Here is a 13,251-nt window from a genome sequence, read left to right as displayed (position 1 = left end):
CGGGGGAGGGGGCACCGATAAGCTCAGCTTGTAAAGCGGCGGGTCTTTCTATTTGCCCGGCAGCAGCAGCCCGTTAGGGCGATGGCGAAGGGGACTCGCATGGCATATACGTTGATCACGGCAAACCGGAACTACTCAAGTTGGTCGTTGCGACCTTGGCTGCTGATGAAGGGGCTGGACCTGCCCTTCGTGGATCGCGTGGAGCCATTCGCGGCGGACAGCAATTACGAAGCGTTTCGTGCCTTCTCCCCGACCGGGACGGTGCCATGTCTGATCGATGGCGAGCGTACTGTCTGGGATTCTCTGGGGATCGCGCTGTACCTTGCGGATCGCCATGATGGCGTCTGGCCTGCCGGAGAGGCTGCGCGGGCGTGGGCCCAATCAGCAGTGAGCGAAATGCACAGCGGCTTTTCCGCGCTCCGCAACGATTGCACCATGAATGTCGGCGTGCGGGTCGCGTTGAAGCCAATGTCCGCTGGCTTGGAGAAGGACGTGGCGCGGCTCGCGGAGCTTTGGGCGGAGGGCCTGTCGCGTTTCGGCGGGCCGTGGCTCGCCGGCCCGGCCTTTTCGATAGTCGATGCGTTCTATGCGCCCGTCGCGTGGCGCGTGCGGACTTACGGGCTGGACGTCGGAACGGCGGGGCAGGCATGGGTCGATCATGTAATCGCGCAGCCTGCCATGCAGCAGTGGGAAACCGAAGCTCTGGCGGAAAGCTGGCGCGAGGCGGGCCACGAGGCGGAACTCGCGGCATGCGGGACGATCACGGCCGACTATCGGCAGCGATAGAAATTTTGTTACACGCAGGGCTCCTTCCTCTTTAACCATTGCAATGATGGGTTTAGGGGAGGGGCCATGACACAGTCTTATACTTCGGCACGCACTTTATACGACAAGATCTGGGACGCGCATGTCGTGGAACAGCAGGATGATGGCACTTGCCTCATTTATATCGACCGGCATCTCGTTCATGAAGTGACCAGCCCGCAGGCGTTCGAGGCGCTGCGGCTTGCCGGGCGCAAGGTGCGCCGCCCTGATCTGACGCTGGCCGTGCCCGATCACAACCTGCCGACGACCGCGCGAGTGGATGCGGCGGGTAACCGCCTGCCGATCGCCGATCTGGAGAGCGCGCAGCAGCTTGCGGCGCTGGAGCGCAATGCGCCCGAGTTCGGCATCCGCTATATCGGCGCGACAGACGTGGAACAGGGCATCGTCCATGTCGTCGGGCCGGAGCAGGGCTTCACGCTGCCGGGCATGACATTGGTGTGCGGCGACAGCCATACCGCAGCGCACGGCGCGCTCGGCGCGCTGGCGTTCGGCATCGGCACGAGCGAAGTCGAGCATGTACTGGCGACGCAGACGCTGCTGCTCAAGAAATCCAAGAGCATGGAAGTGCGTGTCGAGGGGACATTGGGTTTCGGCGTCAGTCCAAAGGACGTGATCCTGGCGATCATCGGCAAGATCGGCACGGCGGGCGGCACTGGCCATGTCATCGAATATCGCGGCTCCACCTTCGACGCGATGAGTGTGGAAGGACGGCTGACCGTCTCCAATATGTCGATCGAGGGCGGCGCGCGCGCGGGCCTGTTCGCACCGGACGAGGCCACCTTCGATTACATCAAGGGTCGCCCGATGGCGCCGAAGGGGGCGGCCTGGGATGCGGCGGTGGCGTACTGGCGGACGCTGCGCAGCGACGAGGGTGCGACGTTCGATACCTCGGTCTACCTGGATGCGGCAGATATCGCGCCCAACGTCACCTGGGGAACGAGCCCGGAGGACGTGGTGCCGATCACCGGCAGCGTACCTGATCCCGATAGCTTCGCGGACGCGTCGAAGCGGGCGGCAGCGCGGGCGGCGCTGGATTACATGGGGTTGTCGAGCGGGCAGCGGATGCAGGACGTGGGCGTGCAGCATATCTTCATCGGCAGCTGCACCAACAGCCGGATCGAGGATCTACGGGCGGCAGCGGCTGTGCTGGATGGCCATCACATCGCCAGCGGTATCAAGCAGGCGCTGGTGGTGCCCGGTTCGGGGCTCGTCAAGCGACAGGCGGAAGCCGAAGGTCTGGACCGGATATTTACCGAGGCTGGCTTCGAATGGCGCGAGCCCGGCTGCTCGGCCTGCCTTGGCATGAACCCCGACAAGGTGCCTGCGGGGGAAAGCTGCGCCTCCACATCGAACCGCAACTTCATGGGGCGGCAGGGGCCGGGCGCGCGCACGCATCTGGTTTCGCCTGCGATGGCGGCGGCGGCGGCGATCACGGGACGGTTGACGGATGTGCGCGAACTGACGACAAGGCATTGATGGTTAACGAAAGTTAAGGGGCGGGTCGAATGAAGAAGGCATTCTGGTTGCTGGCGCTGGGCGCGCTGGCCAGTGCCGTGATGGCGGCAAGCATTGGTCGGGCGGAAGAGACGCCTGCGGAAACGCAGTCTGTGGAAACCAGCGCGAAGGGCGGGCGCTGATGGAGCCAGTCACGACCATCGAAGGCAGCGCTTATCCGTTTGGCGTGAAGAATGTCGACACCGACATGATCATCGCTGCGAAGTGGTTGAAAACCATCAGTCGCGTGGGGCTTGGTAGAGGCGCTTTCGAAGCGTTGCGGACCGATCCGGACAATGTGTTCGACGACCCGGCCTATGCGGGCAGCCCGATCCTGATTGCGGGGGACAATTTCGGGTGCGGGTCCAGTCGCGAACATGCGGCCTGGGCGCTGAATGACATGGGCGTGAAGGCAGTCATCGCGCCGAGCTTTTCTGACATCTTCTCCAGCAACGCCTTCAAGAACGGCATTCTGACAGTGGTTCTGCCGCAGGAGGCGATCGACCGGCTGATGGAAGTCGCGAGGACCGATCCGATCCATGTCGATCTGGAGCACCAGACGGTGACGACGCCGTTCCAGGACCGGCTGACGTTCGAAATCGATCCGTTCCGCAAGCATTGCCTGATGGGCGGGCTGGACGAGGTTGGGCTGACAATGGCGCGGGGCGACGCGATTGCCTCCTACGAGAGCCGGCGCAGCGGCGCGGAGCCGTGGATCGTGCCCGCAGCGGCTTAGAGCGTTGCCTAACGCGGCTTCACAGCCTATCTCGGTGGTCCTATCTTTGTTTAGCCAGTGAGGCCCTTCGTCCATGACGACCTTTGACGACCGCGAGCGCGCTTTCGAGAACATGTTCGCCCACGATCAGGAAATGTTGTTCCGCATCGTCGCTCGTCGCAATCGGCTGCTGGGGGAATGGGCAGCCGCCAAGATGGGCCTCACGCCCGAAGAGACAGACGCCTATGCCAAGTCGGTGGTGCAGGCGGAGTTTGAGGAAGCGGGCGATGAGGACGTGATCCGCAAGGTGGTGGGCGACCTCACTTCGGCCGGAGTGGATACGGACGAGCCCACGGTGCGCGGCGCGTTGGAAGAACAGGCCGTGATTGCGCGGCGCCAGCTGCTGGAAGTGAAGTAGCCTTATTATGCCCATGGCTGCAGACGATATTGCCGAAATGATCCGGTCCGCCATTCCGGACGCGCAGGTCGAGATCACCGATCTGGCAGGCGATGGTGACCATTATTCCGCACGCGTCGTTTCGGAAAGCTTCCGGGGGGTTAGTCGCGTCAAGCAGCATCAGGCCGTCTATGCAGCGCTCGGCGGACGCATGGGCGGCGTGCTTCATGCCTTGCAACTGACGACGGCCGTTCCCAATTAGCCGCCATAGCCTGCTTATACATTGGAAGTTTAGATTATGACCGAAGCCACCGAAGCGCGCATCTCAGAGATCGTGAAAAGCCACGACGTGGTGCTGTTCATGAAGGGTACGCCACTGTTTCCGCAGTGCGGCTTCTCCAGCCGGGCAATCGCCATCCTCGAGCATCTGGGCGTCGATTATGACAGCGTGGACGTGCTGCAGGATCAGGAAGTGCGGCAGGGAATCAAGGCGTTTTCGGACTGGCCGACCATCCCGCAGCTATACGTGAAGGGCGAATTCGTCGGCGGTAGCGACATCATGATGGAAATGTTCGAGGCAGGCGAACTGCAGCAGCTTATGGATGAACAGGGCGTTGCCAAGGCGGGCTGACCGCTTAAACCCTTAGAGCTTCAAAAAAGGCCGCGGCGCGCAAGTGCCGCGGCCTTTTTGATATCTCGGCAGTGGTGCGCGATCAGTCTCTCTGGGAAGGGGCCAGGAATGGCGATGCATCGATCAGATCGTGCTCGGAACCCATGCCATGCGCCGCAATAAATTCGAACGGGTCGGGGAGCGGCGGCAATGTGCACTTTTCGATCATGGTCTCGCTAACACCCATTCCCCTGAAGATTTGCGCGATCATCAGCTCGGGATATTCTTCGGCCTGCTCACTGCGCAACAGGGTGGCCATCGCAGACAGCGCCGATCCCATCACCAGGTCAAAACCGATCGCGACATTTGGCACGGCGAACTGCTCAGTGACGAGGCCTTCTTCGATTGCCTCGACAGCATAGCACGCCGCCTCCTCACCGAAAATTGGACCGCCTGCACTGATGTTCACCATCGCCCAGCCCCAGGCGGCATCTTGCCGGACCCGATGAAGATAGTAGCGCAGCGCGAAAGAAAGCCGAATGGCGCCGCCCGGCACGCGGCGTACTACGGCACGGACCGCGTCGTTGAAATCGTGACTGATAGCGAATGCCGTTGCGCGAAACAGCTCCTCGACACTCGAGAAGTAATTGTAGAATGTTGCCCGGGAAACACTGGCAGCTTGGCAGATTTCGTCGATCCGGCTCGACCGGCCCTCCGGGCGCCCAAGTAGTTCGAATGCCGCGCGAAGAATGGAAGCCCGCGTGCGCGCTCGACGATCCTCGCCTATTTGCGCCCGCTTTTGTCGGTCGATCTTCTTTGTTTGCATTGGATCGGCATTATACGAAATTGCACCCAAAGCTAGCCGGGCTCATTGCAGGCCCGATCGGCTGCGTCCCGCATTGCGCTAGACAAAAACCGGCAAATGCTTCGGATTCTGCCCCAGCACCTGCTCCCATTCCAGATCCGCCGGATTGGCTGCGAGAGTGGGGCGCAATGCCGATACGCCCCGGATAACCTCGCCGATGGTCATCCGCGCGAGCCAACTGCCGAGGCAATGGTGCATGCCGCCACCAAAGGCGATCAGTCGCTGGGCATCCGGGTCCATGAAGCGGCGGGGCTGGAAGCTATCGGCGTCAGGCCAGGCAGTAGGGTCGCGATTGGCGGTCAGCATATTGACGAACAGGACCGATCCCTTCGCGCAGGTGGTGCCGTCAATCTCGAACGGCTCGATCACCTCGCGCCAGGTCAGCGGAACGCCTGTCTCGTAACGGAAGCATTCGCTGACGGCTGAATCGAGTATCTCTGGATGCGCGTCAACGTCGGCCATCGCTTCCGGATGCGTGATCATGGTCAGCACCGTGCAGCCGATCTGGCTCACGGTGGTATCGTATCCGCCGATGATCAGATTGGCGACCAGCGCTGCTGTCTCGTCTGGCGTGAGGCGATCGCCATCCTCTTCAGCTGCAATCAATTCCGTCATGAGATCCGAGGCCGGGGTGTGCAATCGCTCGCTGCGTAGTTGAATGCTGTACGCAAGCATTTGGGAAATGGCGGCGGAGGCTGCGGCGATCTGGGCAGGTGTCATCTGCCCGAAGATAGGACCAAGGTCGTTCACCCAATCGATGAGCATAGGCGCATCCTCTGACGGTGCTCCAATCAGCGCACACATCATCTGCATCGGCAGATCGGCCAAGGCCTTCATAAGGTCGCCCGTCCCGGCCTCGCGAATTGGCGCCAGCCGTTCCGCGACGAGCTTCGCGGCCGTTTCCCGCAGCCCCTCGATTGCCCGCGGCGTGAAAGCCTTCTGCACGAGAAGGCGCATGCGATGGTGTGCGGGCCCTTCGTTGCTGAACATGATCGAGTGAAACCAATCGGGCAGCGGCCCGGCCGGCACGTTCTGCATGTCGAACAACGCGCGACCACCGCCGATCGTGCGCTTGTCGGTGAGCAGGGGCTTGATGTCGTTGTAGCGCAGGACATAAGTCACCCCCGTATCGCCATCGATGGCCAACCGTCCGGTCTTGACCGCATCGCGGAGCCTGGCACGGTAGACGATCGGAGCGGTTCCGGGCCCCACGTTGATTTGCTGAATGCTCATGTTGACGCTCTCCTTTATCGCGCTCTACTCAGCCAGCGCTGCTCGCGGTCGTCGGTGATCTCAAGTCCGTCTATCGTTGCGACGATCTCTCGGGATTCGGGAGTCTTCATCTTGGACACTATGTCTCCCAGCACTGTCTGCGTTATGTCCGCAGCCAGCGCGGGGAGACGTGCTCGTTCGACGAAATCGAGCGATCCTCTCGACCGCTTGGACGTCGCCATGCTCAATCCAGGCGTTCGAACGGACGCGCGTGACGTCGTGCAAAGACATGCCAGAAATCATCAGTCGAGAGGGCATGGACTTCACCCGAAGACAGACAGGCCATCCATTCCAGCCTGGATGTTACGACAAACAATCAAAAATCGAATCCCAACGTTACGCCGTAGGTCCGAGGGTCGGCGTAGGTCGTGCCTGTATTTCCGCTCTGCTGCGTAAGTTGAAGCAACGAAGTTCGCCGATCGGTCAGGTTGTTGCCGAAGACGCCGATCGAGTAGCCCTTGGGTGACGTCCACTTCAGAGATGCATTGACCTTCGCATATCGGGGCTGGCGTAGAACATTATCAACTTCGAACGCGAAACCGCTATTGTAGTATAGATTGGTAGTGGCGTTGAGCTTTCCCCCCGCGACTTCCTTCGTGTAGCTGACTGCGACACTTCCAGTGAGCTTGGCCGCGAAGGGGATGGTATTGCCGGTACACACGCCATTGGGGTTGAGCGGCGTGCCGCCAGCCGGGCTGGATACGTCGCAAACCGGGAAGTCCGTGAACTTCGTATCGATCCAGTTGATGCCGCCCGTTACGGTCAGGTCGTCGGTCAGGGCTGCGGTAAAATCCGCATCGAGGCCGTAGATGCGCGCTTTAGCCCCGTTGAAGAAAAGGATGCCTGAAGTGAGGAGCTTTTGGACCTGGATGTTCTTATAGTCGTAATAGAAGCCAGCAACGTTGATGCGCAGGTGACGATCGAGGAGATCGGTCTTCAGACCCACTTCATAGGCCTTCAGGTTTTCGGGCGCGTACGGCGCCTGGCCGGGTGCGCCGATGTTGAAGCCGCCACTTTTAAAACCGGTGTTGAACGACGCATAAGCGAGGGCGTCTGGGGAGAAGCGATGGTCCAGGCTGACGCGATAGGTGAACTTGCTCGCCGTATCGTGACGATCCGCGATTGGAAAGATAATCGGGGGCACGCCGGGAAACGCGATATCGACTCTGACAGGATCTCCGCGTTCCTCCCGGCGCTCCCGCGTGTAGCGACCGCCGAACGTCAAGTGGGTGTCGTCAAGTATTTCATAGGATGCCTGGCCATATCCCGCATAGGATTTGGCCACCGTGGTGGCATTTACCGTCACCGTTGAGAAGCCAGCAACCGGATCGGGGAAGTTATCAAGATCGATAACGATAGGAGCGTAGCTGCTGTTCAAATAGAAGTAAAAGAGGCCAGCGGTCCAGTTGAGGCGAGAACTGCCGACTGATCCGATCTGAAACTCCTGGCTGAACTGGCGATCAACTTGGCGGAGGTCGAGGCTGGCCACGTCGCGAAACGTGTAATCGAGATCCCGCAGGATATGGAGAGCGCCCTTCCGGTAAGCGGTGGTGCTGGTGAGCATCGCACCGCCAAGGTCTTGCTCGATCTTCAGCGTGCCGCCTGCGGACCATCCCTTCTGAGTGTCAGGAAAATTGAAGTCGGCATTATATCCGCGGTCCGTGCTGATGATCGGGGCCTGCGCGAATCCCGGAAGCTTTCCCGGTACTTGCACGAAGTAACCCAAGGTATCACGGCCGTCCCAATAATTGCCAATGGCGGTGATCGTGGTTGTATCTCCCGGCACCCAAACCACTTTTGAGCGGAGGGAGATGTCGTGGTGGACATCTCCCACACCGAAGTCTGGATTGGTAACGTTCCTGCCAATGCTGCCACGTGTTCTGCCACTGAAAGAAACGTCGGCTGCCAAACCTTCGGCGATGCCGCCGGCCAGATAGGCCTTGCCGGTCCAAGTATCGAAGTTGCCGTAGCCGACTTCCAATTTTCCTTTCGCGACGTCGCTCGGGGTGGCCGTGGTGATCTGGATTAGGCCGCCGGTGGCGTTTCGGCCAAACAAGGTTCCTTGGGGTCCCTTCAGGACTTCGACAGAGGAAATGTTGTTGAGAGAAAGTTCGCTCGCCTGCGGTGCCGCGACATAGACGCCGTCGATGTAGAGACCGATAGGGGACTCGCCGCCAGGTGAAAAGGCCAGCGTTCCGACCCCGCGGATGCTGTTGGCAATATACCCACTAGCGGCAGTCGAGTTCAAGGAGGGGGCGGCGATCCGCAGATCGACCGCACTCGCTACGCCCATCGAAGCCAGTTGCTCCTCCTTAATGGCGGTAACGGAGACGGGAACGTCCTGAAGCCTTTCGCTGCGCTTCTGGGCAGTGACGACGATGTCCTCCAATCCGCCTTGGGACGGCGCACTCGACATGCTTTTCGGCGCGGAGTCGGGCGGTGTGGGGGAGGATGCGCTCCCTGGAGTTTGTGCATGAACGGTTGCCGCGCACAAGGCGGAGGCCGCAGTGCAACAAAACAGGCTATTATGGATCCAGGTTCGCATTTCGATATCTCTCCCCAATTTTTACGGATTTTACCTCCGGTGATGCCCGGCAGCCCCGCAATTTTTTTTGCCCGCAAAGAGCTTTTAGAACTTTGATGTACGGGCTTTGACACCGCACATTAAGTGAGTTCAGAAAGCTATTATGTACAAAGTGTCCAAATCGACAAACGCAAATATTCTACGGAAGTCATGAGCAAATTAAATGCACGGCTCGGCTAAATTGGCGTGAGGGCGAATTTACGCAAGTTGCAGCGGCCGGCTGGCCTCAGCACGAGTTCGTGAGGCGTGGACTAGCAAGCGCGACATCCGACCAGGCAACTTTTGGGCGAATGTGAGAGCCGGACTGGCCTGCCTCGGCATTCGGATATCAAAACGAACTCTGTCGATCCGCAATCTACTAAATGTCAATCCAAGCCCGCCTGAATTGACGTTTGTGGAAATTTGTCCAATCCACAGATCGAGTTCCCTTCAACGATCACATCTCCTTTTGCCTTGGAATTTTGCCGGCTGCTCAATTAGCGAGGCTTTCGACTGCAAATGTCCCTTTACTAGCTCAGTACGGGAACATCATGGCTGCAAGGAGCGCCTATAATGGGCATGATCTGCAGCCACGCCATCTCGCAAATAGGACATCTCCGCCACGCGAACTCCGTTCGGATCAAATTCCGATCAAGAGACTAAACTCTCCGATGGCCGCCATCGCGTTCTTTCGCCGTCCGTATGCATCGTCAGCATCTGACCGAATGCCCAAGGCCGGAGAGTAAACCGTCCGCTCACGCTGATGCTAAGTAATAGCAGGTGCGACAGGAGGAGGGGTAAGTGGCGGTGCAACTCTATGCGTCGCCAAGCTTCGGATTTCGGGTGTTTTGGATTGCTTGTGCTTAAAGTTCGCGGCAGCGGACTGGCGCTGGTTCTGGGGCGCTGCAGTTTGGTCTACGATTGGCTCATCGGCCACCGGTTATTTCGGCGACCGGCCACAACAAAGGCGGGCGCTATAGGAAGGATGGCAGGCGGCCGTTCATGCTGAGCCAAGTGCATTGCGCTGAGTATAACCAACACATGCCCGTGAGTAGGCGGGCATGTGTTGTGAATATCGTACCTAAGGTCTGGCTGATAGCCTTATTGGAGCCAGGAAGCCGATCGTATTCTCGCGCTTCTATACGAAGTGCATGTAATTGGAGATCGTATTAAGTTCCTCGCCACCTGTGTCGGTAACGACCACGTTGCCACCGATGTTGACCTGCTGTCGGCCGAAAGCGGCATTGGGCTCGAGCGCCAGCGCCATTCCAGCCTCGAGGACGACGTCGAGGCCCGTGCCTGGTAGTTGATCTACGCGCTTGAACATCTTGCTGATGCTTGGGTCGAGATCCTCGGTCACTGCACTGACAAGCGTCAGTGGCGTGACGCTGTGAATGTGCGGTGTCAGGTGCCAGGCACCGGCGCGGCGCAGCGGCTCCTGCATGGCTTCGGCAACGTCGCCAAAGCGAACTCCTGCGCGGATCGTCGCAAGCCCTGCCTCATAGGATTCCCTGGCGACTTCTGCGGCACGATGGAAGGGCTCTGCGACGTTCCCGACCCCGATGCACATTTGCGCCTGCGCCTCGATCCCGCCGACGACCAGCATGATTTCGGAGAGAACGACATCGCCGTCCTGGAGCGTGCGCGGTTTCTGCGCGCGATACATCCACCGAGGAACGTCCCAGCTGAGGTTCTCTTGCCCGGAATGAAAGATCAGGTCATGCGCTGGCGACGCACCGTTGCGATAATATTCGTGCATCATCGCCGCGTAGATTTCCGACTCGCTGACGCCGACGCGTGTCACATCGAGCATCACCTGGCACACCTGTTCGGAGATTTGCGACGCGTATCGGAAGAGCGCCACTTCTTCTTCACTCTTGGTGAGCCATATCTCTGCAAAATCGTCCCAAAGCTCGACGAATGTCGCATCTGGAAGCGCCGCTGTCATTGACGCCCAGAAAGGCGTTGGCGCCCAGCCGACAGGGATGAGGTTAGGCCCGCCCATGACCCCGATCGTACCGATTCGCGCGCCGGTCAGGCCGCGCTCGCGCAAGACCTCCAGCATGATGGAGCCTCGGGCACCAAAGCGCATATCCTCGATCCAGGTGCCTTCGCCCCAATCGCGCGCCTGCTGCCACGATCCCGCGATCGATGCACCTCTGTGCATCGCCACAGGCTCGCTATCGAGAGGGAAGATGATAGAGCAGCCCGGAATGTCGTTCGTGAAGTAGATGTCGGCGGGATACCGATGCGGCGCCGCCGGGATGATCAGGCATTCCACCCCGCGCTTTCGCATCATGTCCCGGATCACCTCCCAGCGGCGATCCCTCTCTTTAAGCGACAGGATCGGGGGATTGGGAGCGAACGACAGGTTACTCATGTTCTTAGTCCTGAAATATCTTTGGTGCGCCTGAAAGGGCACGGCGCGCTCGGTCAGGCGGTCGTGTTGACCGCCTGAAGATGACGCGCAAAAAAGTCGAGCGAGAGTTCGAGCGCCCGGTCGGCTTCGGGTTTGCTGTAGGTCAGGCCGCCATGACGGGCAAACGCATGATCGGCATCTGGATATTGATGGATCTCGACAAGCGGGTTGGGCGAAAGCTTGCGCAGCAGCAGGTCGTTGACCTCCCGCTGCACCCAGCGATCTTTCATCGCCATGTGCAGCACGAACGGACGGTGAAGGTTGCCGACTTCGCGAATATTATGCTCGATGTAGGTGCCGTAATAGGCCACGGCGCAGTCGATCTCCGTGCGGCAGCACATCAGATAACACAGCTTGCCGCCAAGACAGTATCCAACAGCGCCGACCTTGCCATTCGATTCAGGCAACGTCTCAAGATAGGCCTGGACATCTTCCATGTCCTCAACGCCTAAATCATAGTCAAAGCCGTAATAGAGATCGAAGGCCTTCTCGACATCCTTGGGATCTCGATCCGAAAGCTCGACCCCGGCTTCCTGCCGCCAGAACAAATCCGGCACGAGGCAAATATATCCAGCCTCGGCATACTCCTGCGCGTGTTGGCGCATGGTGTCGTTTACGCCCCAGATCTCCATGATCGAAATCACGGATCCAGCAGGAGTCTTGTCTGGATAGGCAATATACGCGCCCATGGTCGCGCCATTGCGCATGGGTACGTCGACATATTCGGTTCTCATGAAGCCGTTTCACTCTTTTTAGGGCTGATCCGACCGACGGCCGCGTCGATCCGGCTGCGATGGTCTTCTGTTGCATGGGCCAGGGCCTGGAAGGAGGCCGACAATTCCAGCACGGTCTCGAGCCGTGCATGCTGCGCTTCCCTGAGCAGGCGTTTGGCCATGCGCAAGGCGTGTGGCGGGTTCCGGGCAATGCGGCCCGCCATTTCGGTGGCGCAGGGCAGCAAGGCTTCGTCCGCAACGACGCGCGAAACCAGTCCGCACGCCAGCGCTTCGGCGGCATCGATCACATCGGCAGTAAACGTCATCTCCGCCGCCTTCGCCGGGCCCACCAGCCGCTGCAGGAGGAAGGCTCCGCCATCGCCAGGGATAATACCCAGGCTAACGAAGCTCTCGGCGAATTTCGCCGAAGACGCGGCGATCCGCATGTCGCACATGCATGCTAGGTCCAGGCCTGCGCCGATCGCCGGACCGTTTACGGCGGCGATCACGGGAACTTCCAGATTATAGAGGGCAAGCGGAATCCGGTGGATGCCTTCCTTGTAGTGATAGCGATCCTGGATTGGCTCGATGTCCCCACCGAGGGCACGATCACGCATCAGCTTGATATCGCCGCCCGCACAGAAGGCGCGGCCCGCTCCCGTCCAGACGACGGCGCGAATATTCCGATCATGGGAGATGCGACGGCAAACATCCTCGATCGCTGCGTACTGCTCGTCCGTGCCAAGGGCATTGCGGGTCGTCGGTGAGTCCATTGTGACGACCGCGACATGACCATCAATCTCTATTTTGATAAAGGTCATGCTTCCTCTTTCGTCCAACGCCACATTTCCAGATTCACGTTCTTTTGGTAGTCCGCCTGCATCTCAGGGGTGAGCACTTCGAGCAGAAGGCTGTTCTCCACCCAAACCTCGATCACGTCGAAAAAGTCGCCGCGCGACGCTCTCAGTACGCGCCAGCCCAGCGGTTCGATTATCGCAAAGATTTCCTCTTGCGATTTGGGCGTCTTCATCGCGACATGAAAAGGATAGTGGACAGGATCTTCCCCTTCCGCGTTTGGCTGAGGACCGGTCGCTATCTCCTTTGCCCAGGCCGGGGCAGGCGCCATTGCCTGATTTCTTGGATAGACCTCGAGCGTCGTCCCCCGATCGTCGCCGGCAATGGCAACAAAGGCTCCGGGCCAGGGTGGGAACCTGAAAGATTCTGCCTTACCGCCCCAGATGCGGGCGATAACATCGGCAACCAATTGAGGGTTGTCGGCGGGAATGGAGTTGTGGAAGATCATGGCCAACCTCTCAGCTCTACTTTGCCGCTGCCGGATTTCCGGCAACATGTTTGCGTAACTGCGCTGGAAGAGTAG

The 13,251-nt window shown here is 59.7% G+C and carries 16 protein-coding genes and 1 pseudogene; 8 read left to right on the top strand and 9 right to left on the bottom strand.

Annotated elements, in window-relative coordinates:
* The first annotated feature begins 99 nt into the window (after positions 1 to 99).
* The 7 genes from QHC67_RS10450 (at position 100) to grxD (ending at position 4,062) form a co-directional block, all read left to right on the top strand.
* Positions 100 to 786, top strand: a complete 687-nt coding sequence (locus QHC67_RS10450) for a glutathione S-transferase family protein (RefSeq protein ID WP_319294034.1) — start codon at positions 100 to 102, stop codon at positions 784 to 786.
* 66 nt (positions 787 to 852) lie between these two features.
* Positions 853 to 2,301, top strand: coding sequence for a 3-isopropylmalate dehydratase large subunit (leuC, locus tag QHC67_RS10445; protein ID WP_319294032.1), 1,449 nt, complete (start codon positions 853 to 855; stop codon positions 2,299 to 2,301).
* A 29-nt stretch (positions 2,302 to 2,330) separates the two neighbouring features.
* The gene (locus QHC67_RS10440; RefSeq protein ID WP_319294030.1) at positions 2,331 to 2,462 is read left to right on the top strand and encodes a hypothetical protein; all 132 of its coding nucleotides are present in this window, start codon (positions 2,331 to 2,333) and stop codon (positions 2,460 to 2,462) included.
* Positions 2,462 to 3,055, top strand: coding sequence for a 3-isopropylmalate dehydratase small subunit (gene leuD, locus QHC67_RS10435; RefSeq protein WP_319294028.1), 594 nt, complete (start codon positions 2,462 to 2,464; stop codon positions 3,053 to 3,055). Before QHC67_RS10440 ends, leuD begins: the two co-directional genes overlap by 1 nt.
* A 73-nt stretch (positions 3,056 to 3,128) precedes the next feature.
* Complete coding sequence (locus tag QHC67_RS10430) at positions 3,129 to 3,452, top strand: DUF1476 domain-containing protein (RefSeq protein ID WP_319294026.1); 324 nt, start codon at positions 3,129 to 3,131, stop codon at positions 3,450 to 3,452.
* A 7-nt stretch (positions 3,453 to 3,459) separates the two neighbouring features.
* Positions 3,460 to 3,693 (top strand): BolA family transcriptional regulator, encoded by a 234-nt coding sequence (locus QHC67_RS10425; protein ID WP_319294024.1) that lies wholly within the window; start codon positions 3,460 to 3,462, stop codon positions 3,691 to 3,693.
* Positions 3,694 to 3,729: 36 nt separating this feature from the next.
* Entirely contained in the window at positions 3,730 to 4,062 is a 333-nt protein-coding gene (gene grxD, locus QHC67_RS10420) for a Grx4 family monothiol glutaredoxin (protein WP_319294022.1), read from the top strand.
* 82 nt (positions 4,063 to 4,144) lie between these two features.
* Here grxD and QHC67_RS10415 read toward each other — a convergent pair whose 3' ends face one another.
* The 5 genes and pseudogenes from QHC67_RS10415 to QHC67_RS10400 all read right to left on the bottom strand — a co-directional run bounded on the left by QHC67_RS10415 (position 4,145) and on the right by QHC67_RS10400 (position 8,594).
* Positions 4,145 to 4,597, bottom strand: coding sequence for a hypothetical protein (locus tag QHC67_RS10415; RefSeq protein ID WP_319294020.1), 453 nt, complete (start codon positions 4,595 to 4,597; stop codon positions 4,145 to 4,147).
* A gap of 69 nt (positions 4,598 to 4,666) precedes the next feature.
* A pseudogene (locus tag QHC67_RS19210) lies at positions 4,667 to 4,867 on the bottom strand (TetR/AcrR family transcriptional regulator); the annotation flags it as partial.
* A gap of 78 nt (positions 4,868 to 4,945) precedes the next feature.
* Positions 4,946 to 6,139, bottom strand: coding sequence for a cytochrome P450 (locus QHC67_RS10410; RefSeq protein ID WP_319294018.1), 1,194 nt, complete (start codon positions 6,137 to 6,139; stop codon positions 4,946 to 4,948).
* Positions 6,140 to 6,153: 14 nt separating this feature from the next.
* A complete protein-coding gene (locus QHC67_RS10405; RefSeq protein WP_319294016.1) occupies positions 6,154 to 6,360 on the bottom strand; it encodes a hypothetical protein in 207 nt (68 codons plus the stop codon).
* Positions 6,361 to 6,494: 134 nt separating this feature from the next.
* A complete protein-coding gene (locus QHC67_RS10400) occupies positions 6,495 to 8,594 on the bottom strand; it encodes a TonB-dependent receptor (protein WP_319294014.1) in 2,100 nt (699 codons plus the stop codon).
* Between the two features lie 57 nt (positions 8,595 to 8,651).
* Here QHC67_RS10400 and QHC67_RS10395 point away from each other — a divergent pair, with 57 nt between their 5' ends.
* Positions 8,652 to 8,819, top strand: coding sequence for a hypothetical protein (locus tag QHC67_RS10395; RefSeq protein ID WP_319294012.1), 168 nt, complete (start codon positions 8,652 to 8,654; stop codon positions 8,817 to 8,819).
* Between the two features lie 1,060 nt (positions 8,820 to 9,879).
* Here QHC67_RS10395 and QHC67_RS10390 read toward each other — a convergent pair.
* Genes QHC67_RS10390 through QHC67_RS10375 form a run of 4 tightly spaced genes read right to left on the bottom strand, consistent with a single transcriptional unit; the run spans position 9,880 to position 13,182 of the window.
* Positions 9,880 to 11,121 carry a M24 family metallopeptidase gene (locus tag QHC67_RS10390; RefSeq protein WP_319294010.1) on the bottom strand — a complete coding sequence of 414 codons (1,242 nt, stop codon included), beginning with the start codon at positions 11,119 to 11,121 and terminating at the stop codon, positions 9,880 to 9,882.
* 53 nt (positions 11,122 to 11,174) lie between these two features.
* The gene (locus QHC67_RS10385; protein ID WP_319294008.1) at positions 11,175 to 11,894 is read right to left on the bottom strand and encodes a dienelactone hydrolase family protein; all 720 of its coding nucleotides are present in this window, start codon (positions 11,892 to 11,894) and stop codon (positions 11,175 to 11,177) included.
* Positions 11,891 to 12,694: a crotonase/enoyl-CoA hydratase family protein gene (locus QHC67_RS10380; RefSeq protein ID WP_319294006.1), complete on the bottom strand. Its 804-nt coding sequence runs from the start codon at positions 12,692 to 12,694 to the stop codon at positions 11,891 to 11,893. Before QHC67_RS10380 ends, QHC67_RS10385 begins: the two co-directional genes overlap by 4 nt.
* A complete protein-coding gene (locus QHC67_RS10375; protein WP_319294004.1) occupies positions 12,691 to 13,182 on the bottom strand; it encodes a hypothetical protein in 492 nt (163 codons plus the stop codon). Before QHC67_RS10375 ends, QHC67_RS10380 begins: the two co-directional genes overlap by 4 nt.
* Positions 13,183 to 13,251 lie beyond the last annotated feature (69 nt).

The organism is Sphingobium sp. (assembly GCF_033795625.1).
In the GTDB taxonomy this organism is placed as follows: domain Bacteria; phylum Pseudomonadota; class Alphaproteobacteria; order Sphingomonadales; family Sphingomonadaceae; genus Sphingobium.
The sequence above is the reverse complement of the archived record's forward strand: the minus strand, read 5'-3'. Positions and strand labels throughout refer to the sequence as shown.